Origin of the sequence: Edwardsiella anguillarum ET080813 (assembly GCF_000264765.2) — a bacterium.
GTDB lineage: Bacteria > Pseudomonadota > Gammaproteobacteria > Enterobacterales > Enterobacteriaceae > Edwardsiella > Edwardsiella anguillarum.
Map to the genome: position 1 here is coordinate 1,874,443 of NZ_CP006664.1, position 16,543 is coordinate 1,890,985.

A 16,543-nucleotide genomic window follows, 5' to 3' on the forward strand; every position below is an offset into this window, starting at 1 on the left:
AAGGGGTAGGGACATGCAGTTTGCCAAGATGCACGGGTTGGGTAATGATTTTATGGTGGTGGATGCCGTCACCCAAAACGTTTACTTTTCACCGGAGTTGATCCGCCGCCTGGCCGACAGGCATACCGGAGTCGGATTCGATCAGCTGTTGGTGGTTGAACCGCCCTACGATCCCGATCTGGACTTTCACTATCGCATCTTTAACGCCGACGGCAGCGAGGTCGCGCAGTGCGGCAATGGGGCGCGCTGCTTTGCCCGTTTTGTTCGGATCAAGGGGCTGACCAACCGGCGCGATATCCGCGTCAGCACCCAGAATGGCCGCATGACGCTGCACGTCGGCGAGGACGATCGGGTGACGGTCAATATGGGAGAGCCGCAGTTTGAGCCGGGGCGTATCCCGTTCAAAGCCGCCAAGGCGGAGAAAACCTATATTTTACGCGTGGCGCAGCAGACCGTGCTGTGCGGCGCGGTCTCGATGGGAAACCCTCACTGTGTCCTGCAGGTTGAGGACGTCAGCCAGGCTCAGGTTGAGCTGCTGGGGCCGGTGCTGGAAAGCCATGAGCGCTTTCCTGAGCGGGTAAACGTTGGCTTTATGCAGGTGGTCGAGCGCGGCCATATCCGGCTACGGGTATATGAGCGCGGCGCCGGCGAGACGCAGGCCTGCGGCAGCGGCGCCTGTGCGGCGGTAGCCGTGGGGATCCAGCAGGGACTGCTGGATGAGCAGGTGCAGGTTGATCTGCCCGGCGGTACCCTGCACATCCGTTGGCCGGGGCCGGGGATGCCGCTGTTGATGACCGGACCTGCCGCCCACGTCTATGATGGATTCATCCATTTGTAAACGGTAGGTAGCTATGAGCGAGAGGGATAGCCGCGACCTCCTTCAGCCGTCGCTGGCGGATGAGCAGGTTGTGGCCTATTTGCAGCAGCACCCTGATTTTTTTATTCGTAATGCCCGCCAGGTGGAGCAGATGATGATCCCGCACCCGGTGCGGGGAGCCGTCTCTCTGCTGGAGTGGCAGCTGGGCCGCCAGCGCCGGCAGATAGCCGTGCTGGATCAGGAGATTGAACAGCTCATCACGCTGGCGCGAGATAACGAGCGGCTGTTCGGCAGCCTGCTGGCGCTGCAGGGCCATCTGGCATCGGCGCAAGATATGGACGACTTTTTGCAGCGCCTACAGCGCTGGGCCCGTTCGCTGGGGCTGTCCGGTGCCTATATCCGTCTGTTCGCCGATCGCTGGCGCCTTGGCGCGCCGTCGCGCTTTTCCCACCTGGCGATCGCCCGGTCAGACGTAGAGCTGCTGCGCATTCAGCGCCTGGGCGATGCCAGCCACTATTTGGGGAGCCTGAACGGCCAGGAGCTGCTGCTGCTGCTGCCGCAGGCGCGCCACGTGGGGTCGGTTGCCCTCTCGCTGATGGGGGATTTCGCCGATCTGGGGCTGCTGGTGTTCACCAGCGCCGATGCACAGCACTATCAGCAGGGCATGGGAACGGCGCTGCTGGAGCAGCTGGCGCGGCTGATCCCGCCGATGCTGACCCGCTGGATCGAGCGGCAATGACGCCCCTGCCCGAGGCGCTGAGTACGCCCGTCGCCGCGTTTCTGCAGATGATGCGCGTTGAGCGTCAGCTCAGCCCGCGTACGGTTGAAACCTATCGCCGCCAGCTGGCGGCGAGCGCGGCGCTGTTGCTCGAAGGCGGTCTCTGCGACTGGGCGGCGCTGGATACGACGCGGGTGCGTTCGCTGGTGGCGCGCAGCCGTCGTCAGGGACTTGAGCCGGCCAGTCTGGCGCTGCGCCTGTCGGCGCTGCGCAGTTTTTTGGACTGGCAGGTCAGCCGCGGCGCGCTGACGGCCAATCCGGCCAAAGGCGTCTCTGCGCCGCGCCAGGGGCGCCATCTGCCCAAGAACCTGGATGTGGACGACGTTAATCGACTGCTGGATATCGATGAGGGCGATATGCTGGCTGTACGCGATCGCGCGATGCTGGAGGTGATGTACGGCGGCGGTCTGCGTCTGTCGGAGCTGGTCGGCCTGGACTGTCGCCACGTCGATCTGACGACGGGCGAGGTCTGGGTGCTGGGAAAGGGCAGCAAAGAGCGCCGGCTGCCGGTGGGGCGAGAGGCGGTGCGCTGGCTGCAGAAGTGGCTGTCGCTGCGTTTGTCGCTGCAGCCGCAGGATGATGCGCTGTTTGTCTCGCGCCTCGGGGGGCGTATTTCACCGCGCAGCGTGCAGAAGCGTTTTGCGGAGTGGGGGGTGAGGCAGGGTGTGACCAGCCATATTCATCCCCATAAGCTGCGTCACTCCTTTGCTACCCATATGCTGGAGTCCAGCGGCGATCTGCGCGCGGTACAGGAGCTGTTAGGGCACGCCAACCTCTCGACGACGCAAATCTATACCCATCTCGATTTTCAGCATTTGGCTACCGTGTACGATGCCGCGCATCCGCGCGCCAAAAGAGGGAAAACCTGATGCACTTTTACCGCCCGTTACAGCGTCCTGCCGCGCTGACCTTTGACTTGGATGATACGCTGTACGATAACCATCCGGTGATTGTGCGCAGCGAGCAGGCCGCGCTGGATTTTTTACGCCGCCGCTTTCCCGCCCTGCAGGATTTCCAGAGCGCTGACTGGCAGCGCCTGCGCGCCGAACTGCGTGCCAGCGATCCGGAAATCTACCACGACGTGACCCAGTGGCGCTGGCGTACGGTGTACGAGGCGCTGTGGCGCGCCGGGCTGAGTCCGGCGTACTGCCACGACGGCGCCGATGAGGCGATGGCCCACTTTGCGCAATGGCGCAGTCGTATCGCGATCTCTTCGGGGACGCACCAGACGCTGAAGGCGCTGGCGGCGCGCCTGCCGCTGGCGGCGATCACCAACGGCAACGCCGACCCGGCGCGCTGCGGTCTGGGCGCGTACTTTCGCTTTGTGCTGCGCGCCGGGCCGGACGGGCGCGCCAAGCCCTACAGTGACATGTATCTGGCCGCCGCCCAGCGTTTGGGCCTGACGCCCGGGCAGATCCTGCACGTGGGCGACGATCTGACGACCGACGTCGCCGGCGCCGTGCGCAGCGGTATGCAGGCCTGCTGGGTGAACGATCGCGGTCGCTCGCTGCTGTGCGCCGCCGATGGGCGCCTGCTACCCCACGTCGAGATTTCGCGGTTGGATTCGCTGCTCGCACTGATATAATTCCCGACAGCTTCTGTATAAATCTCCAGTGAAATGGTGTCGATGGCGCCATTTTCCCAGCCAAAAGACGGTGCCTATGGATGTATCTGATCTGCTTGACAGCCTGAACGATAAACAGCGCGAGGCGGTAGCCGCGCCGCGCAGCAACCTGCTGGTGCTGGCCGGTGCAGGCAGCGGTAAGACCCGCGTTCTGGTGCACCGTATCGCCTGGCTATTGGCGGTAGAAAACTGTTCGCCGTTCTCCATCATGGCGGTCACCTTTACCAATAAGGCGGCGGCGGAAATGCGGCACCGTATTGAGGCGCTGATCGGTACCAGCCAAGGGGGGATGTGGATCGGCACCTTCCACGGCCTGGCGCACCGCCTGCTGCGCGCCCACCATCTGGATGCCGGCCTGCCGCAGGACTTTCAAATCCTCGATAGCGAAGATCAGCTGCGCCTGCTGAAGCGCCTGATCAAGGCCATGAATCTGGATGAGAAGCAGTGGCCAGCGCGCCAGGGCATGTGGTACATCAACGGCAAGAAAGATGATGGGCTGCGTCCGCAGCACATTGAAAGCTATGGTAATCCAGTGGAACAAACCTGGCTGCGCATCTATCAGGCCTATCAGGAAGCCTGCGATCGCGCGGGGCTGGTGGACTTTGCCGAACTGCTGCTGCGCGCGCATGAGCTGTGGCTGCATAAGCCCCAGATTCTGGAGCACTATCGCGCCCGCTTTAACAATATCCTGGTGGATGAGTTCCAGGATACCAACCGTATTCAGTATGCCTGGATTCGCATGCTGGCCGGTGACAGCGGCAGGGTGATGATCGTCGGCGATGACGATCAGTCGATCTATGGCTGGCGCGGCGCCCAGGTAGAGAACATTCAGAAATTTCTCGACGATTTCCCCGGTGCACAGACGATTCGCCTGGAGCAGAACTACCGCTCCAGCGGCAATATCCTGCGCGCGGCCAACGCGCTGATCGAAAATAACGATGGGCGTCTGGGTAAAAAGCTGTGGACGGAGGACGGTGAAGGGGAGCCGATTTCCCTGTATTGCGCGTTCAATGAGTTGGATGAGGCGCGCTTCGTAGTTAACCGAATCAAGGCCTGGCAGGATAACGGCGGCGCCCTGAAAGAGTGCGCCATCCTGTACCGCAGTAACGCCCAGTCCCGCGTGCTGGAGGAGGCGCTGCTGCAGGCGGCGACGCCCTATCGGATTTATGGGGGAATGCGTTTCTTCGAGCGTCAGGAGATCAAAGATGCGCTGGCCTACCTGCGCCTGCTGTCCAACCGTAACGATGACGCCGCCTTTGAGCGGGTGGTGAATACGCCGGTGCGCGGCATCGGCGATCGGACGCTGGACGTGGTGCGTCAGACGGCCCGCGATCGTCAGCTTACCCTGTGGCAGGCGACCCGCGCGTTGCTTCAGGAGCAGGTGTTTCCGGGGCGCGCCGCCAATGCGCTGCGCCGTTTTCTGGAGCTGATTGAGGCGCTGGCGCAGGACAGCGACGACCTTCCGCTGCACGTGCAGACCGATCGGGTGATCCGTGACTCCGGGCTGCGTCAGATGTATGAGCAGGAGAAAGGCGAGAAAGGACAGACGCGCATCGAAAACCTGGAGGAGCTGGTGACGGCAACGCGCCAGTTCAGCTATGAGGACGATGACGATCTGTCGCCGCTGCAGGCGTTTCTGTCTCATGCCGCCCTGGAGTCCGGCGAGGGGCAGGCCGATGCCTATCAGGACGCGGTACAGCTGATGACCCTGCACTCCGCCAAGGGGCTGGAGTTTCCCCTGGTTTTCATCGTTGGGATGGAGGAGGGGATGTTCCCCAGCCAGATGTCGCTGGATGAGGGGGGGCGGCTGGAGGAGGAGCGGCGCCTGGCCTACGTCGGCGTGACCCGGGCGATGCGTAAGCTGACCCTGACCTATGCGGAGAGTCGACGCCTGTACGGCAAAGAGGTGTATCATCGTCCGTCACGCTTTGTCGGCGAGCTGCCGGAGACGTGCGTAGAAGAGGTGCGCCTGCGTGCCAGCGTGACGCGCCCCGTCAGCCATGCGCGCATGGGGACGCCGTTAAGCCAGAGTGACAGCGGCTATCGTCTGGGGCAGCGCGTCACCCATGCCAAATTCGGCGAGGGGACGATTATTAACTTGGAGGGCAGCGGGGAGCATACCCGTTTACAGATCGCCTTTAAGGGCGAGGGGATTAAGTGGCTGGTCGCCGCGTATGCCCGCCTCGAGGTGCTGTAGGGATGACGCCGAGTTGTGCAAGCCTGTTGACAGGCTTTTTCCTGTCGGCGTAACATGCGCGCACGATTAATCTGTGAGGACATACGCCTTGGACACACCCAGTAGATGCTGGCTCATTGGACCCGTACGCGGGTACAACTTCTAAGGCTATCCACCGATGCTGATGGCCTTAGTGGTTGTCAGCGACCTTTAATGCGTCGCAGAGTCAGATCTTATATGGTCTGAAACAGGCAGGTGACGTATTCCCGGTTTGTTTCCCGTGCTCCATGCGTGATCCTGAAGTCACCGCAACGGAGTTAAAGCATGCTAAGTGCATTTCGTTTAGACCACGGTCGCTTATCCCGTATGGAGCTGGATGACACGGACCATCTCACGGCGTCGCTGTGGGTGGATCTGGTCGAGCCCGAAGAGGATGAGCGCCGGCGCGTACAGAGTGAACTGGGGCAGAGTCTGGCCACCCGCCCGGAGCTGGATGATATCGAGGCCTCCGCGCGCTTCTTCGAAGATGAGGATGGCCTGCATATTCACTCCTTCTTCTATTACGAAGATGCGGAAGATCACGCCGGTAACTCCACCGTCGCCTTTACCATTCGTGAAGGGCGTCTGTTTACCCTGCGTGAGCGCGAACTGCCGGCGTTTCGCCTATACCGGATGCGGGCGCGTAATCAGATGCTGGTGGACGGCAACGCCTATGAGCTGTTGCTGGATCTGTTTGAAACCAAAATCGAGCAGCTGGCCGACGAGATCGAAAACATCTACAGCGATCTGGAGAAGCTGAGCCGGGTGATCATGGAAGGGCAGCAGGGCGATGAGTATGACGATGCGCTCTCGACGCTGGCCGAGCTGGAGGATATCGGCTGGAAGGTCCGCCTGTGTCTAATGGATACCCAGCGCGCGCTGAACTTCCTGGTGCGTAAGGCGCGTCTGCCCGCCGGCCAGCTGGAGCAGGCCCGTGAGGTGCTGCGCGATATCGAATCCCTGCTGCCGCACAATGAATCCCTGTTTCAGAAGGTTAACTTTTTGATGCAGGCGGCGATGGGCTTTATCAATATCGAGCAGAACCGCATCATCAAGATCTTCTCGGTGGTCTCTGTGGTCTTCCTGCCGCCGACGCTGGTCGCCTCCAGCTATGGGATGAACTTTGAGTTTATGCCGGAGCTGAAGTGGTCGTTTGGCTACCCCGGCGCCATTCTGCTGATGATCCTGGCGGGCCTTGCGCCCTATCTCTACTTTAAGCGTAAAAAATGGCTTTGAGCCAGCGCGCCCTTTGGTGAATAACGGCCCCGCAGGGGCCGTTATTTTTTGTACATCTTCACGGGGAAAAATGCTTATCATAGCGTGACGTGATCGGTGCAGGAGGCGCGGTGGATCGTTTGGCGCACGCTGAACAGTGGAGCATATTGGCGGTCCTGTCGCTGGGGCTGGGGGGGCTATTTCTGTGGCTGCACCTGCCTGCGGCGCTGCTGCTGGGGCCCATGCTGGCCGCCGTCGCGATGGGGCTACGGGGGGCGACCATTCGGGTGCACCGACTGGCGATGCCGATAGCCCAGGCGATCCTCGGCTGTATGATCGCCCGCACGCTGTCGCTAGCGCTTCTGGCGCCGTTGCTGGATGACTGGCCCGTGGTCCTGCTGGTGCTGCTGTGCACTCAGCTGTGCAGTGCGATCACCGGTTGGCTGCTGGTGCGCCTGAGCGATTTGCCCGGCCCCACCGGTGCCTGGGGATCGTCGCCCGGCGGGGCGTCGGCGATGGTGGCGATGGCGGGTGAGTTCGGTGCCGACGTGCGGCTGGTGGCCTTTATGCAATATCTGCGGGTGCTGTTTGTCGCGGCGGCGGCGGCGCTGGTGGTGCGGGTGGGCCTGGGCGATGCGCCGCAGGGGGCAGCGCCGGCTCTCCCCTGGTTTCCCGCGCTGGGGAGCGAGTTTGTTGCCACGCTGCTCCTCGCCGGCGGCGGCGCCTGGCTGGGACGCCGGCTGCGTATTCCCGCGGGGGCTCTGCTGCTGCCGATGCTGATCGGCGCCCTGTGTAACGCCACCGGTGTCATGACGCCGCAAACCCCGGAGTGGCTGCTGGTCATCGCCTATACCCTGATCGGTTGGCAGGTCGGCTTGCTGTTTACCCGTACGATCTTTGTCTTGGCGCTGCGCGCACTGCCGCAGATCATCCTGTCGATTGCGGCTCTGATGCTGTTTTGCGCGTTGATGGCCTGGGGGCTTACGCAGGTGCTGCCGATCGATCCGCTCAGCGCCTATCTGGCAACCAGCCCCGGCGGACTGGATACCATCGCCATTATCGCCGCCGGTAGCCAGGTGAATCTGGCCTTTGTCATGGCCCTGCAGATGCTACGTCTGTTTACCATTCTGCTGATGGGGCCGGCCGTTGCGCGCTGGATCTCACGTCATGCGGCCACAGCGCCGTAGGCGGCGCTGGGTATAGAGTGCATCGAGAATGAACAGCAGCAGCGCGCTCCAGATAAAGCCAAAGGCGATGAGCTTGTCGCGCGTCATCTGCTCGCCATAGCAGAGGGTCGCCAGCAGAAACATCAGCGTAGGGCCGAGGTACTGGAAAAAGCCCAGGGTAGAGAGACGCAGGCGGGTCGCCGCCGCGGTGAAACAGAGCAGAGGCACGGTGGTGACGACGCCGGCGGCGATCAGCAGCAGATTTAGCGACAGCGGATTTGCACCGAGGTGGCTGGTGGGAGAGTCGGCCGCGACAAACAGGTAGTACAGCGCCAGTGGCAGCAGCCATAGGGTTTCCATCAGCATGCCGCTCTGCGCATCGATGGCGATCTTTTTGCGCAGCAGACCGTAGAAGGCAAAGCTGAAGGCCAGCCCCAGCGAGATTACCGGTACGGAGCCGAACTGCCATAGCTGAACCATGACGCCGACGATGGCCAGCGCGACCGCCAGCCACTGCATCCGGCGAAAGCGTTCGCCGAGAAACAGCATCCCCAGCAACACATTGACCAAGGGATTGATAAAATATCCCAGGCTGGCCTCCAGCATGTGGTTATGATTGACGGCCCAGATATACAGCAGCCAGTTGCCCCCGATCAGGCAGGCGCTCAGCGCCAGCAGGGCAATTTTGTAGGGCGTATGGCGCAGGGCGTAAAGCTGGCGCCAGCTGCGGCCAATGGCCAGCAGGATCAGCATAAAGAAAAATGACCAGATGATGCGATGGGTCAGGATTTCCGTGGCGGGAACCTGTTGCAGCAGTTTGAAGTAGATCGGGGCGATGCCCCAGATTAAATAGGCTGCCAGTGCCAGAATGACCCCCTGGCGGGTGTGCTGTGTGTCCATGTTCTTTTTCCGCGCTTCCCGCTGAATGTAGCGAGGGAGTGTACTGTATTTTTCATTTTATGCTCAGGGCTAAAATGGCGGTGCAGCGATGTCGCTGGGCGGTGGCGAACGGCGCCATGGTCAGGCGTGTTAATGGCTCCACCTGGGATGAGCGCGGCAGATTGGCTGCCCGCGGTGGGCAGAGTACTTCAGAGAGCGATGTAGTGATGAAAGCGTTAAAAAAATATTTAATGGCCGGAGTGGCGGCGTTGCCACTGGTCGCGCAGGCGGCGCCGAGCGTGAGTGAAAGCGGTGTGGCTCCCGCGCTGAGTGATAATGAAGGGGTGATCGCCAACATGCTGCGGCATTACGATAACCCGTTTACTCTCTATCCTTACTCCACCAACTATGTGCTGTATACCCAGACCAGCGACATTAATAAAGAGGCCATCAGCTCTTACGACTGGGGCGATCAGGCTAAAAAGAATGAGATTAAGTTTCAGATTAGCCTGGCATTCCCTATCTGGCGCGGTATCGCCGGCGACAACTCAGTGCTCGGCGCGGCTTACACCCAGCAGTCCTGGTGGCAGGCGTTTAACCGCAGCGAATCCTCACCGTTTCGCGAAACCAACTATGAGCCGCGCCTGTTTTTAGGCTGGGCGACCGACTATCCCCTGTTCGGCGGCTGGGTGCTGCGCGATATCGAGGCGGGCGGGGTGCACCAGTCCAATGGCCGGTCGGATCCGACCTCGCGCAGCTGGAACCGCGTCTATACCCGTTTCCTGGCGCAGAACGGAAATTTTCAGGTTCAGCTGATGCCGTGGTATCGCATCCCGGAGAGTCCGAACAAGGACGATAACCCCGATATTACCAAGTACATGGGCTACTACGAGGCGGAGATGGGTTACCGTCTGGGCGAGAGCGTCTTCAGCCTGCGTGGGCGCTACAATTGGAACAGCGGCTATGGCGCGGCTGAGTTCGGCTGGAGCTATCCGCTGACCCGCCACGTCCGTTTCTATACCCAGCTGTTCAGCGGCTACGGCGAGTCGTTAATCGACTATAACTTCCGCCAGACCCGCTTCGGCGTCGGCGTCATGCTGAACGATATCCTGTAACGCGGGACAAAACCGGCGCGTACGCCTAAAATAGCGCCGGTGTTTTTTATGGTTTGCGGGGAGTAGTGTGGCAACGGCAGCGGTCATGAATACAGAGAGGCTGGCAGAGGGGGTGCTTAAAGACACCTTCGGCTATCAGCAGTTCCGCCCGGGACAACAGGCTATCGTCGAGGCGGCGATCGCCGGGCGCGACTGCCTGGTGGTAATGCCGACCGGGGGCGGAAAATCCCTGTGTTACCAAATACCGGCGTTAGTACGGGATGGGTTGACCATCGTCGTTTCTCCGCTGATATCCCTGATGAAGGATCAGGTCGATCAGCTGCAGGCTAACGGGGTAAACGCCGCCTGCCTGAACTCGACCCTGAGCCGTGAACAGCAGCAGGCGGTCTATGCCGGCTGCCGCAGCGGGGAGATCCGTCTGCTGTACATCGCCCCAGAGCGGCTGATGATGGATAACCTGCTGGATACGCTGCCGCAGTGGAATCCCACGCTGCTGGCGGTTGATGAGGCGCACTGTATCTCCCAGTGGGGACACGATTTTCGGCCGGAATACAGCGCGCTGGGGCAGATTAAGCACCGTTTCCCGCAGATGCCGGTGATCGCGCTGACGGCAACCGCCGATGACGCGACCCGCCAGGATATCCTGCGCCTGCTCGATCTGCGCGATCCGCTGGTGCAGGTCAGCAGCTTTGACCGCCCCAATATCCGCTATACCCTGATCGAAAAGTTTAAGCCGCTGGATCAGCTGTGGCACTTTGTGCAGTCGCAGCGCGGGAAGTCAGGCATCATCTACTGCAACAGCCGCGCCAAGGTGGAGGACACCGCCGCGCGCCTGCAAAGCCGCGGTCTGAGCGTCGGTGCGTATCACGCTGGGCTGGACAATGGCCGCCGCGCCGAGGTGCAGGAGGCGTTTCAGCGCGATGATTTGCAGATTGTGGTGGCGACGGTGGCCTTTGGCATGGGGATCAACAAGCCCAACGTTCGCTTCGTGGTGCACTTTGATATTCCGCGCAATATCGAATCCTACTATCAGGAGACCGGGCGTGCCGGGCGCGACGGGCTGCCGGCGGAGGCGCTGCTGTTTTACGATCCGGCCGATATGGCCTGGCTGCGCCGCTGTCTGGAGGAGAAGCCAGAGGGCGCACAGAAGGAGATCGAGCGTCACAAGCTGAATGCGATGAATGCCTTTGCCGAGGCGCAAACCTGTCGTCGTCTGGTGCTGCTGAACTACTTTGGCGAGGGGCGACAGGAGAGCTGCGATAACTGCGATATCTGCCTGGATCCGCCCAAGCGCTACGATGGCCTGCTCGATGCGCAGAAGGCGCTGTCGACCGTGGCCCGCGTCGGGCAGCGTTTTGGCATCGGCTATGTGGTCGAGGTGCTGCGCGGCGCCAACAGCGCCCGTATCCGCGAATGGGGGCACGATAAGCTGTCGGTCTACGGCATTGGCCGCGAGCACAGCACCGAGCACTGGGTGAGCATTCTACGCCAGCTGATCCATCTGGGGCTGGTGACGCAGAATATTGCCCTGCACTCGGCGTTGCAGCTGACGGAGGCGGCGCGCCCGGTCCTGCGGGGAGAGGTCGCCCTCCAGCTGGCGGTTCCCCGGGTCATCAACCTCAAGGCGCGCAGCAGCGCACAGAAGAGCTATGGCGGCAACTATGACCGCAAGCTATTTGCCAAGCTGCGCAAGCTGCGTAAGGCGATCGCCGACGAAGAGAATATCCCGCCCTACGTCGTGTTTAACGACGCGACGCTGCTGGAGATGGCGGAGCAGATGCCGCTACGGGCGGGCGATCTGCTCAGCATCAACGGCGTTGGCCAGCGTAAGCTGGAGCGCTTTGGCGCGCCGTTTATGACCCTGATCCGCGAACATCTGGATGAGGGGCAGGGCTAGAGACGATCAGCGGCACTTTTGCAGCGTTATCCGCCACTCCGCGCCGGCGGCGATGCGCTGCTTTTCGGCAAAGCTGTCCATATTTAGCGCGACGGCGATGTTGAGCAGGCTGTTGAGATAGACCCGCGGTTGTTCCGGTGGCACATCGGCGAAGCTGTGCACATCGGGCGCGTGCCCCTGATAGCGCGCCAACCCTGTTGGGCTATCGTGATGCACAGCCGATCGTTGAGCGCGATCCCCGCCTTTTCCAGCATCTCATCCCCGATATTGCTCCATAGATTGCCATACTGAACGTCCAGAATGGCAATGGCGCCGCTGACTTTCCCCGGCTGCCACTGCGCCTGCTGATAGGGAATTTCGGTTATCTGGTTCGGCAAGCGTGGGCTAACCTGCTCGAAACGGATAGCGCCCGAGGCCAGCCGAGCACCGGTATAGGCGTACACATCGCGGCCGTGGAAGGTATATGACTTTTCCGATCCCTGCAGCCGGTTGGTCTGCTCATCGATCTCGCGCACGCTGTCGATCCTCAGCGTCTGGGCGACCAACGTCAGCGTGCCATTATCCGGCGAGACGAAAAACTGGCCGTTTTTGGTCTTCAGCACCACGGAGCGACGCGCACTGCCGACGCCCGGATCGACCACGCTGACAAAAACGGTGCCTGTCGGCCAGTAACGGGCGGTCTGAGGTAGCCGGTTGGCCGCCTGCCAGATGTCGTAGGGGGGATCTCATGGGTCAGGTCGAAGAGGTGAATCTGGCTATCGACGCCGAAGGCGACTCCTTTCATCGCGGAGACGGCGCCATCCTGCAGGCTGAAGTCGGTCTGCAGTACCAGCGCCAGCGCGCCATGGAGATAGAGCGTGCCGCGCAGCAGCAGGGTGAGCCGGATGATGCGCATGATTTTTTCCTCATTCCTTGAGTAACGTGGTAGCCCGCGCGGTGAGGGGCGGACTCGCGCTGTCCAAATAATGGACAGATCGGTTATTCATCAGTGCGCACATTATTTGTCAACGATGTTAGCATGGAGAAATCCTACTCCATGAGTTACCTCACATGATGCTGTTTCTGACCGTCGCGGTAGTCCACCTGCTGGCGTTAATGACGCCGGGACCTGACTTTTTCTTTGTTTCACAGACGGCGCTGAGCCGTTCCCGGACCGAGGCGCTGCGCGGCGTTGCCGGTATTTCGCTGGGGATCGTCATCTGGGCCGGCGTGGCGCTGATGGGGCTGCATCTTCTGTTAATGAAGATGGCCTGGCTGCACAGCATCATCACCGTCGGTGGCGGACTGTATCTGTGCTGGATGGGGCTGCAGATGCTCCGCGCCGCCCGCCGTCCTCAGGGCGATGCCTTACAGGGGATGGCATCGCTGCACGGCGGCGCCTTCTGGCGCGGTTTCCTGACCAACCTGTCCAACCCCAAGGCGGTGATCTATTTTGGCTCGGTCTTCTCCCTGTTCGTCGGCGATGAGGTCACCGGCGGTCAACGCGTCGGGCTGTTCATCCTGATCGTCAGCGAAACCTTTATCTGGTTCAGCCTGGTGGCGTCGGTATTTGCGCTGCCGGTCATGCGGCGTGGCTATCAGCGCATGGCGCGTTGGATCGACGGCGCGGCGGGGACGCTGTTCACCGCGTTTGGCCTGCACCTGATCCTGAGTCGTTAATGCGTCAGGGGCTGTCGCGTCAATAGAAAAACGGGGCGCGAATATCGCGCCCCGTCGTGTTTCAAGCGTTGGGCTTACAGCGCCATGAAGAACAGCATCCCGACCACGGCGCCGGTGGTGCCGAGGATGGTTTCCATGACAGACCAGGTTTTCAGGGTCTGGGCTTCGGTGGCGCCGGTGAACTTACCGTACAGCCAGAAGCCGGAGTCGTTGACGTGGCTCAGGACGATGGAGCCGCCGGCGATGCAGACGGACAGGGCCGCCAGCTGTGCGCCGCTGTAGCCCAGCTCGCCGATGACCGGCAGTACCAGGCCGACGGTAGTCAGACAGGCGACGGTCGCAGAGCCCTGGATGACACGTACCGCGGCGGCCAGGACGAAGCAGGCAACGGCGATGGGCAGACCGGCTCCGATCAGGGAGTTACCCAGCGCAGGGCCAACGCCGGAATCCACCAGAACCTGCTTGAACACGCCGCCGGCACCGGTGACCAGCAGAATGATACCGGCGGGTTGGATGGCCGCGGAGCAGATGTCCATCACCTTCTCTTTGCTCATGCCGCGGCGGATGGCCAGGCCATAGGTGGCGACCAGGCAGGCCAGCAGGATGGCGGTGAACGGATGGCCGATGAACTCCAGCCACTTGTACAGCTCGGATCCCTGCTCCACGAAGCGGGCGCCGATGGTTTTTAGGCCGACCAGCACCAGCGGGAACAGTACCAGTGCCAGGCTGAAGCTAAAGGAGGGCAGCTGACCTTTGCCCAGGCTTGGCTCCTGAATATCTTTCGGCAGCGCCAGGGTGACGTGCTTGCTGATGAAGTTACCGTACAGCGGGCCGGCCAGAATCATACCTGGGATGGCGGCGCACAGGCCGATCAGGATCATCCAGCCATAGTCGGCACCCATCTGGGAGGCCAGCAGCATCGGGGTTGGCCCCGGCAGCAGGAAGGCGGCGGCCCCGGCTACGCCGGCAAACAGCGGGATGGCCAGCTTGACCACGTTGCCACCGGTGCGGCGCGCTACGGCGAACACGACGCCGATCAGCAGTACGATAGCGACGTCAAAGAACAGCGGCAGGGCGCACACCAGACCGGCGATGCCCAGCGCGTAGTGGGCGCGCTTTTCACCAAAGCTCTTCAGCAGGCGGGCGGCGATCTGATCCAGTGCACCGGTTTCGTGCAGGATTTTACCGAACATGGCGCCCAGCGCGACCACGATAGAGAGGAAGCCCAGCGTGCCGCCCATTCCGTTTTGCATGGTCTGGGCAATTTTATCGATGGGCATACCGGAGAAGATGCCGGCGCCGATAGAGACCAGCATCAGGGCCACAAAGGCGTGCATGCGCGCCTTCATGACCAGGAACAGCAGCAGCAGCACGGAGCCGACTGCGGTCATTACGAGGGTTAGCGTACTCATCGTCGGTGCTCCTAGGCAATGATGGATTTAATGGTATTCAGGGTGTCGGCCACCACGCTGTCCAGCGTCTGGCTGATATCGATGGCGTACACGTCGCGCTCTTCGGCCGTCGGCTCTTCCAGGGCCGCAAACTGGGAAACCAGCATCTGCGGTTTGAAGAAGTGTCCCTTGCGCGCCAGCAGACGGCTTTCGATCAAGGCGAAATCACCCTGCAGGTAGATGAATGAGAGGTTAGTGTTACCGTCGCGCAGCATGTCGCGGTAGCGCTTTTTCAGCGCCGAGCAGACGATCAGCGAGACGTCGTTGGTGCGCTGCATGGCGAAGACCGCATCGTTGAGGGCCTGGAGCCACGGTGTGCGATCGTCATCGTTCAGCGCGTGGCCGTCGGCCATCTTGCTGATGTTGGCGCGCGGGTGAAGGAAGTCGCCGTCCAGAAAGGCGGCGCCCAGCCGTTGGGCGACGGCGCTGGCGACGGCGGACTTGCCGCTGCCGGAAACGCCCATCAAAACAAAGACGTGTTTTTGCTGTTGGCTTTCGCTCATGCTGTATTCCCCGGTGGGCGGCAAGTCGCCGCGCAATCTAATGTTACTGGTAACTGTTATGGGTAACATTCTCTGGTGCGCTGGAGAAATTAGCAACGAATGTTAAATGGTATGATTAATAACTGTGATGCTACTCGCAGTTGTTAGGGAGATGTAGGCCGAGCGCTCCGCGAACCGGCAACCGTGATCACGTCGGAGCGCCGTGGTACGCGAGAGGAGCTAAATGCTGCCGCCGTGCAGCAGGGTAAAGCCGACGTCGACGGCGGCGGCCTCGGCGCTGTGCTCACCGCGCAGGCGCGCCAGCAGACGTTCGGCGGCCAGCTGGCCCATGCGCTGACGCGGGGTGAGCACGCTGGCGAGCTGCGGCTCCATCACCTGGCCAATATCGTGTCCATGGAAGCCGGCGATGGCCATATCCTGCGGGATACGCAGTCCCAGGCGTTGACACTCAAAGGCTGCGCCAACGGCCAGGTCATCGTTGGTACAGAAGATGCTATCCATATCGGGGTAGCGCTTCAGCGCTTCACGCAGCAGTTCGCCGCCGACGGAGTAGGAGGAGCTGCGTGGGATCATGACGCTGCGCGGCGTCAGGTCGGCGGCGCGCATCGCCGCCTCATAGCCCCGCTGCTTCATCACCGTACGTTCATCGAGCCGGGCGCCAAAGTAGACGGTGCGGCGGTGGCCGCGCGCGATGATGGCCTGGGTCATTGCTCGTGCGGCCTCAACGTTGTCGAAGCCCACGGCCATATCGAGGCAGGGGGAGACACTGTCCATCAGCTCGACTACCGGGATGCCGGCGACCTCGATCATCTTCAGGGTACGCGGGGTATGGTCGCGCTCGGCCAGAATCAGCCCGTCGATGTTGTAGGAGAGCAGGGAGGTAAGGCGTTCCTCCTCCTTTTCCTTGCGGTAACCGTAGTGGGCCAGCATGGTTTGGTAGTGGTGCTGGTCGGTGACGCTTTCGATGCCGCGCAAAACCTCAGCGAAAACCTGGTTGGTTAGCGAGGGCAGCAGCACGCCGATAGCGCGGCTGGTCGCGTTAGAGAGAATATCGGGCGCCCGGTTGGGAATATAGCCCAGCTCATCCAGCGCCGCGGCGATCTTGCCGCGCAGAGGCAGCGAAACCAGCTCGGGGTTGCGCAAGTAGCGGCTGACGGTCATTTTGGTGACGCCGACGCGATCGGCTATATCCTGCAGTACTGGGCGCTTTTTCTTCATTTTCAA

At 61.6% G+C, this 16,543-nt stretch carries 14 protein-coding genes and 1 pseudogene; 10 read left to right on the top strand and 5 right to left on the bottom strand.

Annotated features, from left to right (window positions below; all coding sequences use genetic code 11):
- Window positions 1-13 precede the first annotated feature (13 nt).
- The 7 genes from dapF (at window position 14) to ETEE_RS08480 (ending at window position 7,836) form a co-directional block, all read left to right on the top strand.
- The gene (gene dapF, locus ETEE_RS08450) at window positions 14-838 is read left to right on the top strand and encodes a diaminopimelate epimerase (protein ID WP_034164545.1); all 825 of its coding nucleotides are present in this window, start codon (window positions 14-16) and stop codon (window positions 836-838) included.
- Between the two features lie 13 nt (window positions 839-851).
- Window positions 852-1,556 carry a DUF484 domain-containing protein gene (locus ETEE_RS08455; RefSeq protein ID WP_034164546.1) on the top strand — a complete coding sequence of 235 codons (705 nt, stop codon included), beginning with the start codon at window positions 852-854 and terminating at the stop codon, window positions 1,554-1,556.
- A complete protein-coding gene (gene xerC / locus ETEE_RS08460; RefSeq protein ID WP_034164548.1) occupies window positions 1,553-2,464 on the top strand; it encodes a tyrosine recombinase XerC in 912 nt (303 codons plus the stop codon). Before ETEE_RS08455 ends, xerC begins: the two co-directional genes overlap by 4 nt.
- Complete coding sequence (yigB, locus tag ETEE_RS08465) at window positions 2,464-3,180, top strand: 5-amino-6-(5-phospho-D-ribitylamino)uracil phosphatase YigB (protein WP_034164550.1); 717 nt, start codon at window positions 2,464-2,466, stop codon at window positions 3,178-3,180. The genes xerC and yigB overlap by 1 nt, the downstream gene beginning before the upstream one ends.
- A 76-nt stretch (window positions 3,181-3,256) precedes the next feature.
- On the top strand, window positions 3,257-5,416 hold the full coding sequence (gene uvrD, locus ETEE_RS08470) for a DNA helicase II (RefSeq protein ID WP_034164551.1): 2,160 nt from the start codon (window positions 3,257-3,259) through the stop codon (window positions 5,414-5,416).
- A 303-nt stretch (window positions 5,417-5,719) separates the two neighbouring features.
- Window positions 5,720-6,670 carry a magnesium/cobalt transporter CorA gene (corA, locus tag ETEE_RS08475; protein ID WP_034164553.1) on the top strand — a complete coding sequence of 317 codons (951 nt, stop codon included), beginning with the start codon at window positions 5,720-5,722 and terminating at the stop codon, window positions 6,668-6,670.
- A gap of 110 nt (window positions 6,671-6,780) precedes the next feature.
- Entirely contained in the window at window positions 6,781-7,836 is a 1,056-nt protein-coding gene (locus tag ETEE_RS08480) for an AbrB family transcriptional regulator (RefSeq protein WP_034164554.1), read from the top strand.
- Here the strand turns inward: ETEE_RS08480 and rarD are convergent.
- Window positions 7,810-8,715 carry an EamA family transporter RarD gene (gene rarD, locus ETEE_RS08485; RefSeq protein ID WP_034164555.1) on the bottom strand — a complete coding sequence of 302 codons (906 nt, stop codon included), beginning with the start codon at window positions 8,713-8,715 and terminating at the stop codon, window positions 7,810-7,812. The two genes, ETEE_RS08480 and rarD, sit on opposite strands and share 27 nt — an antisense overlap.
- Window positions 8,716-8,921: 206 nt before the next feature.
- Here rarD and pldA point away from each other — a divergent pair, with 206 nt between their 5' ends.
- Both pldA and recQ read left to right on the top strand, forming a co-directional pair.
- The gene (gene pldA / locus ETEE_RS08490; protein ID WP_034164556.1) at window positions 8,922-9,809 is read left to right on the top strand and encodes a phospholipase A; all 888 of its coding nucleotides are present in this window, start codon (window positions 8,922-8,924) and stop codon (window positions 9,807-9,809) included.
- 67 nt (window positions 9,810-9,876) lie between these two features.
- Window positions 9,877-11,706: an ATP-dependent DNA helicase RecQ gene (gene recQ, locus ETEE_RS08495; RefSeq protein ID WP_034164557.1), complete on the top strand. Its 1,830-nt coding sequence runs from the start codon at window positions 9,877-9,879 to the stop codon at window positions 11,704-11,706.
- A 6-nt stretch (window positions 11,707-11,712) separates the two neighbouring features.
- Here the strand turns inward: recQ and ETEE_RS08500 are convergent.
- A pseudogene (locus ETEE_RS08500) lies at window positions 11,713-12,601 on the bottom strand (SAM hydrolase/SAM-dependent halogenase family protein).
- 155 nt (window positions 12,602-12,756) lie between these two features.
- Between ETEE_RS08500 and rhtC the strand changes: the two are divergent.
- Complete coding sequence (rhtC, locus tag ETEE_RS08505) at window positions 12,757-13,365, top strand: threonine export protein RhtC (protein WP_034164558.1); 609 nt, start codon at window positions 12,757-12,759, stop codon at window positions 13,363-13,365.
- Window positions 13,366-13,439: 74 nt separating this feature from the next.
- Here rhtC and gntU read toward each other — a convergent pair whose 3' ends face one another.
- From gntU to gntR, 3 genes are all read right to left on the bottom strand, one after another.
- Window positions 13,440-14,777 carry a gluconate transporter gene (gntU, locus tag ETEE_RS08510; RefSeq protein WP_034164559.1) on the bottom strand — a complete coding sequence of 446 codons (1,338 nt, stop codon included), beginning with the start codon at window positions 14,775-14,777 and terminating at the stop codon, window positions 13,440-13,442.
- Between the two features lie 11 nt (window positions 14,778-14,788).
- Entirely contained in the window at window positions 14,789-15,319 is a 531-nt protein-coding gene (gntK, locus tag ETEE_RS08515; RefSeq protein ID WP_034164560.1) for a gluconokinase, read from the bottom strand.
- A 219-nt stretch (window positions 15,320-15,538) separates the two neighbouring features.
- A complete protein-coding gene (gene gntR, locus ETEE_RS08520) occupies window positions 15,539-16,537 on the bottom strand; it encodes a gluconate operon transcriptional repressor GntR (RefSeq protein WP_034164561.1) in 999 nt (332 codons plus the stop codon).
- Between the last annotated feature and the right edge of the window lie 6 nt (window positions 16,538-16,543).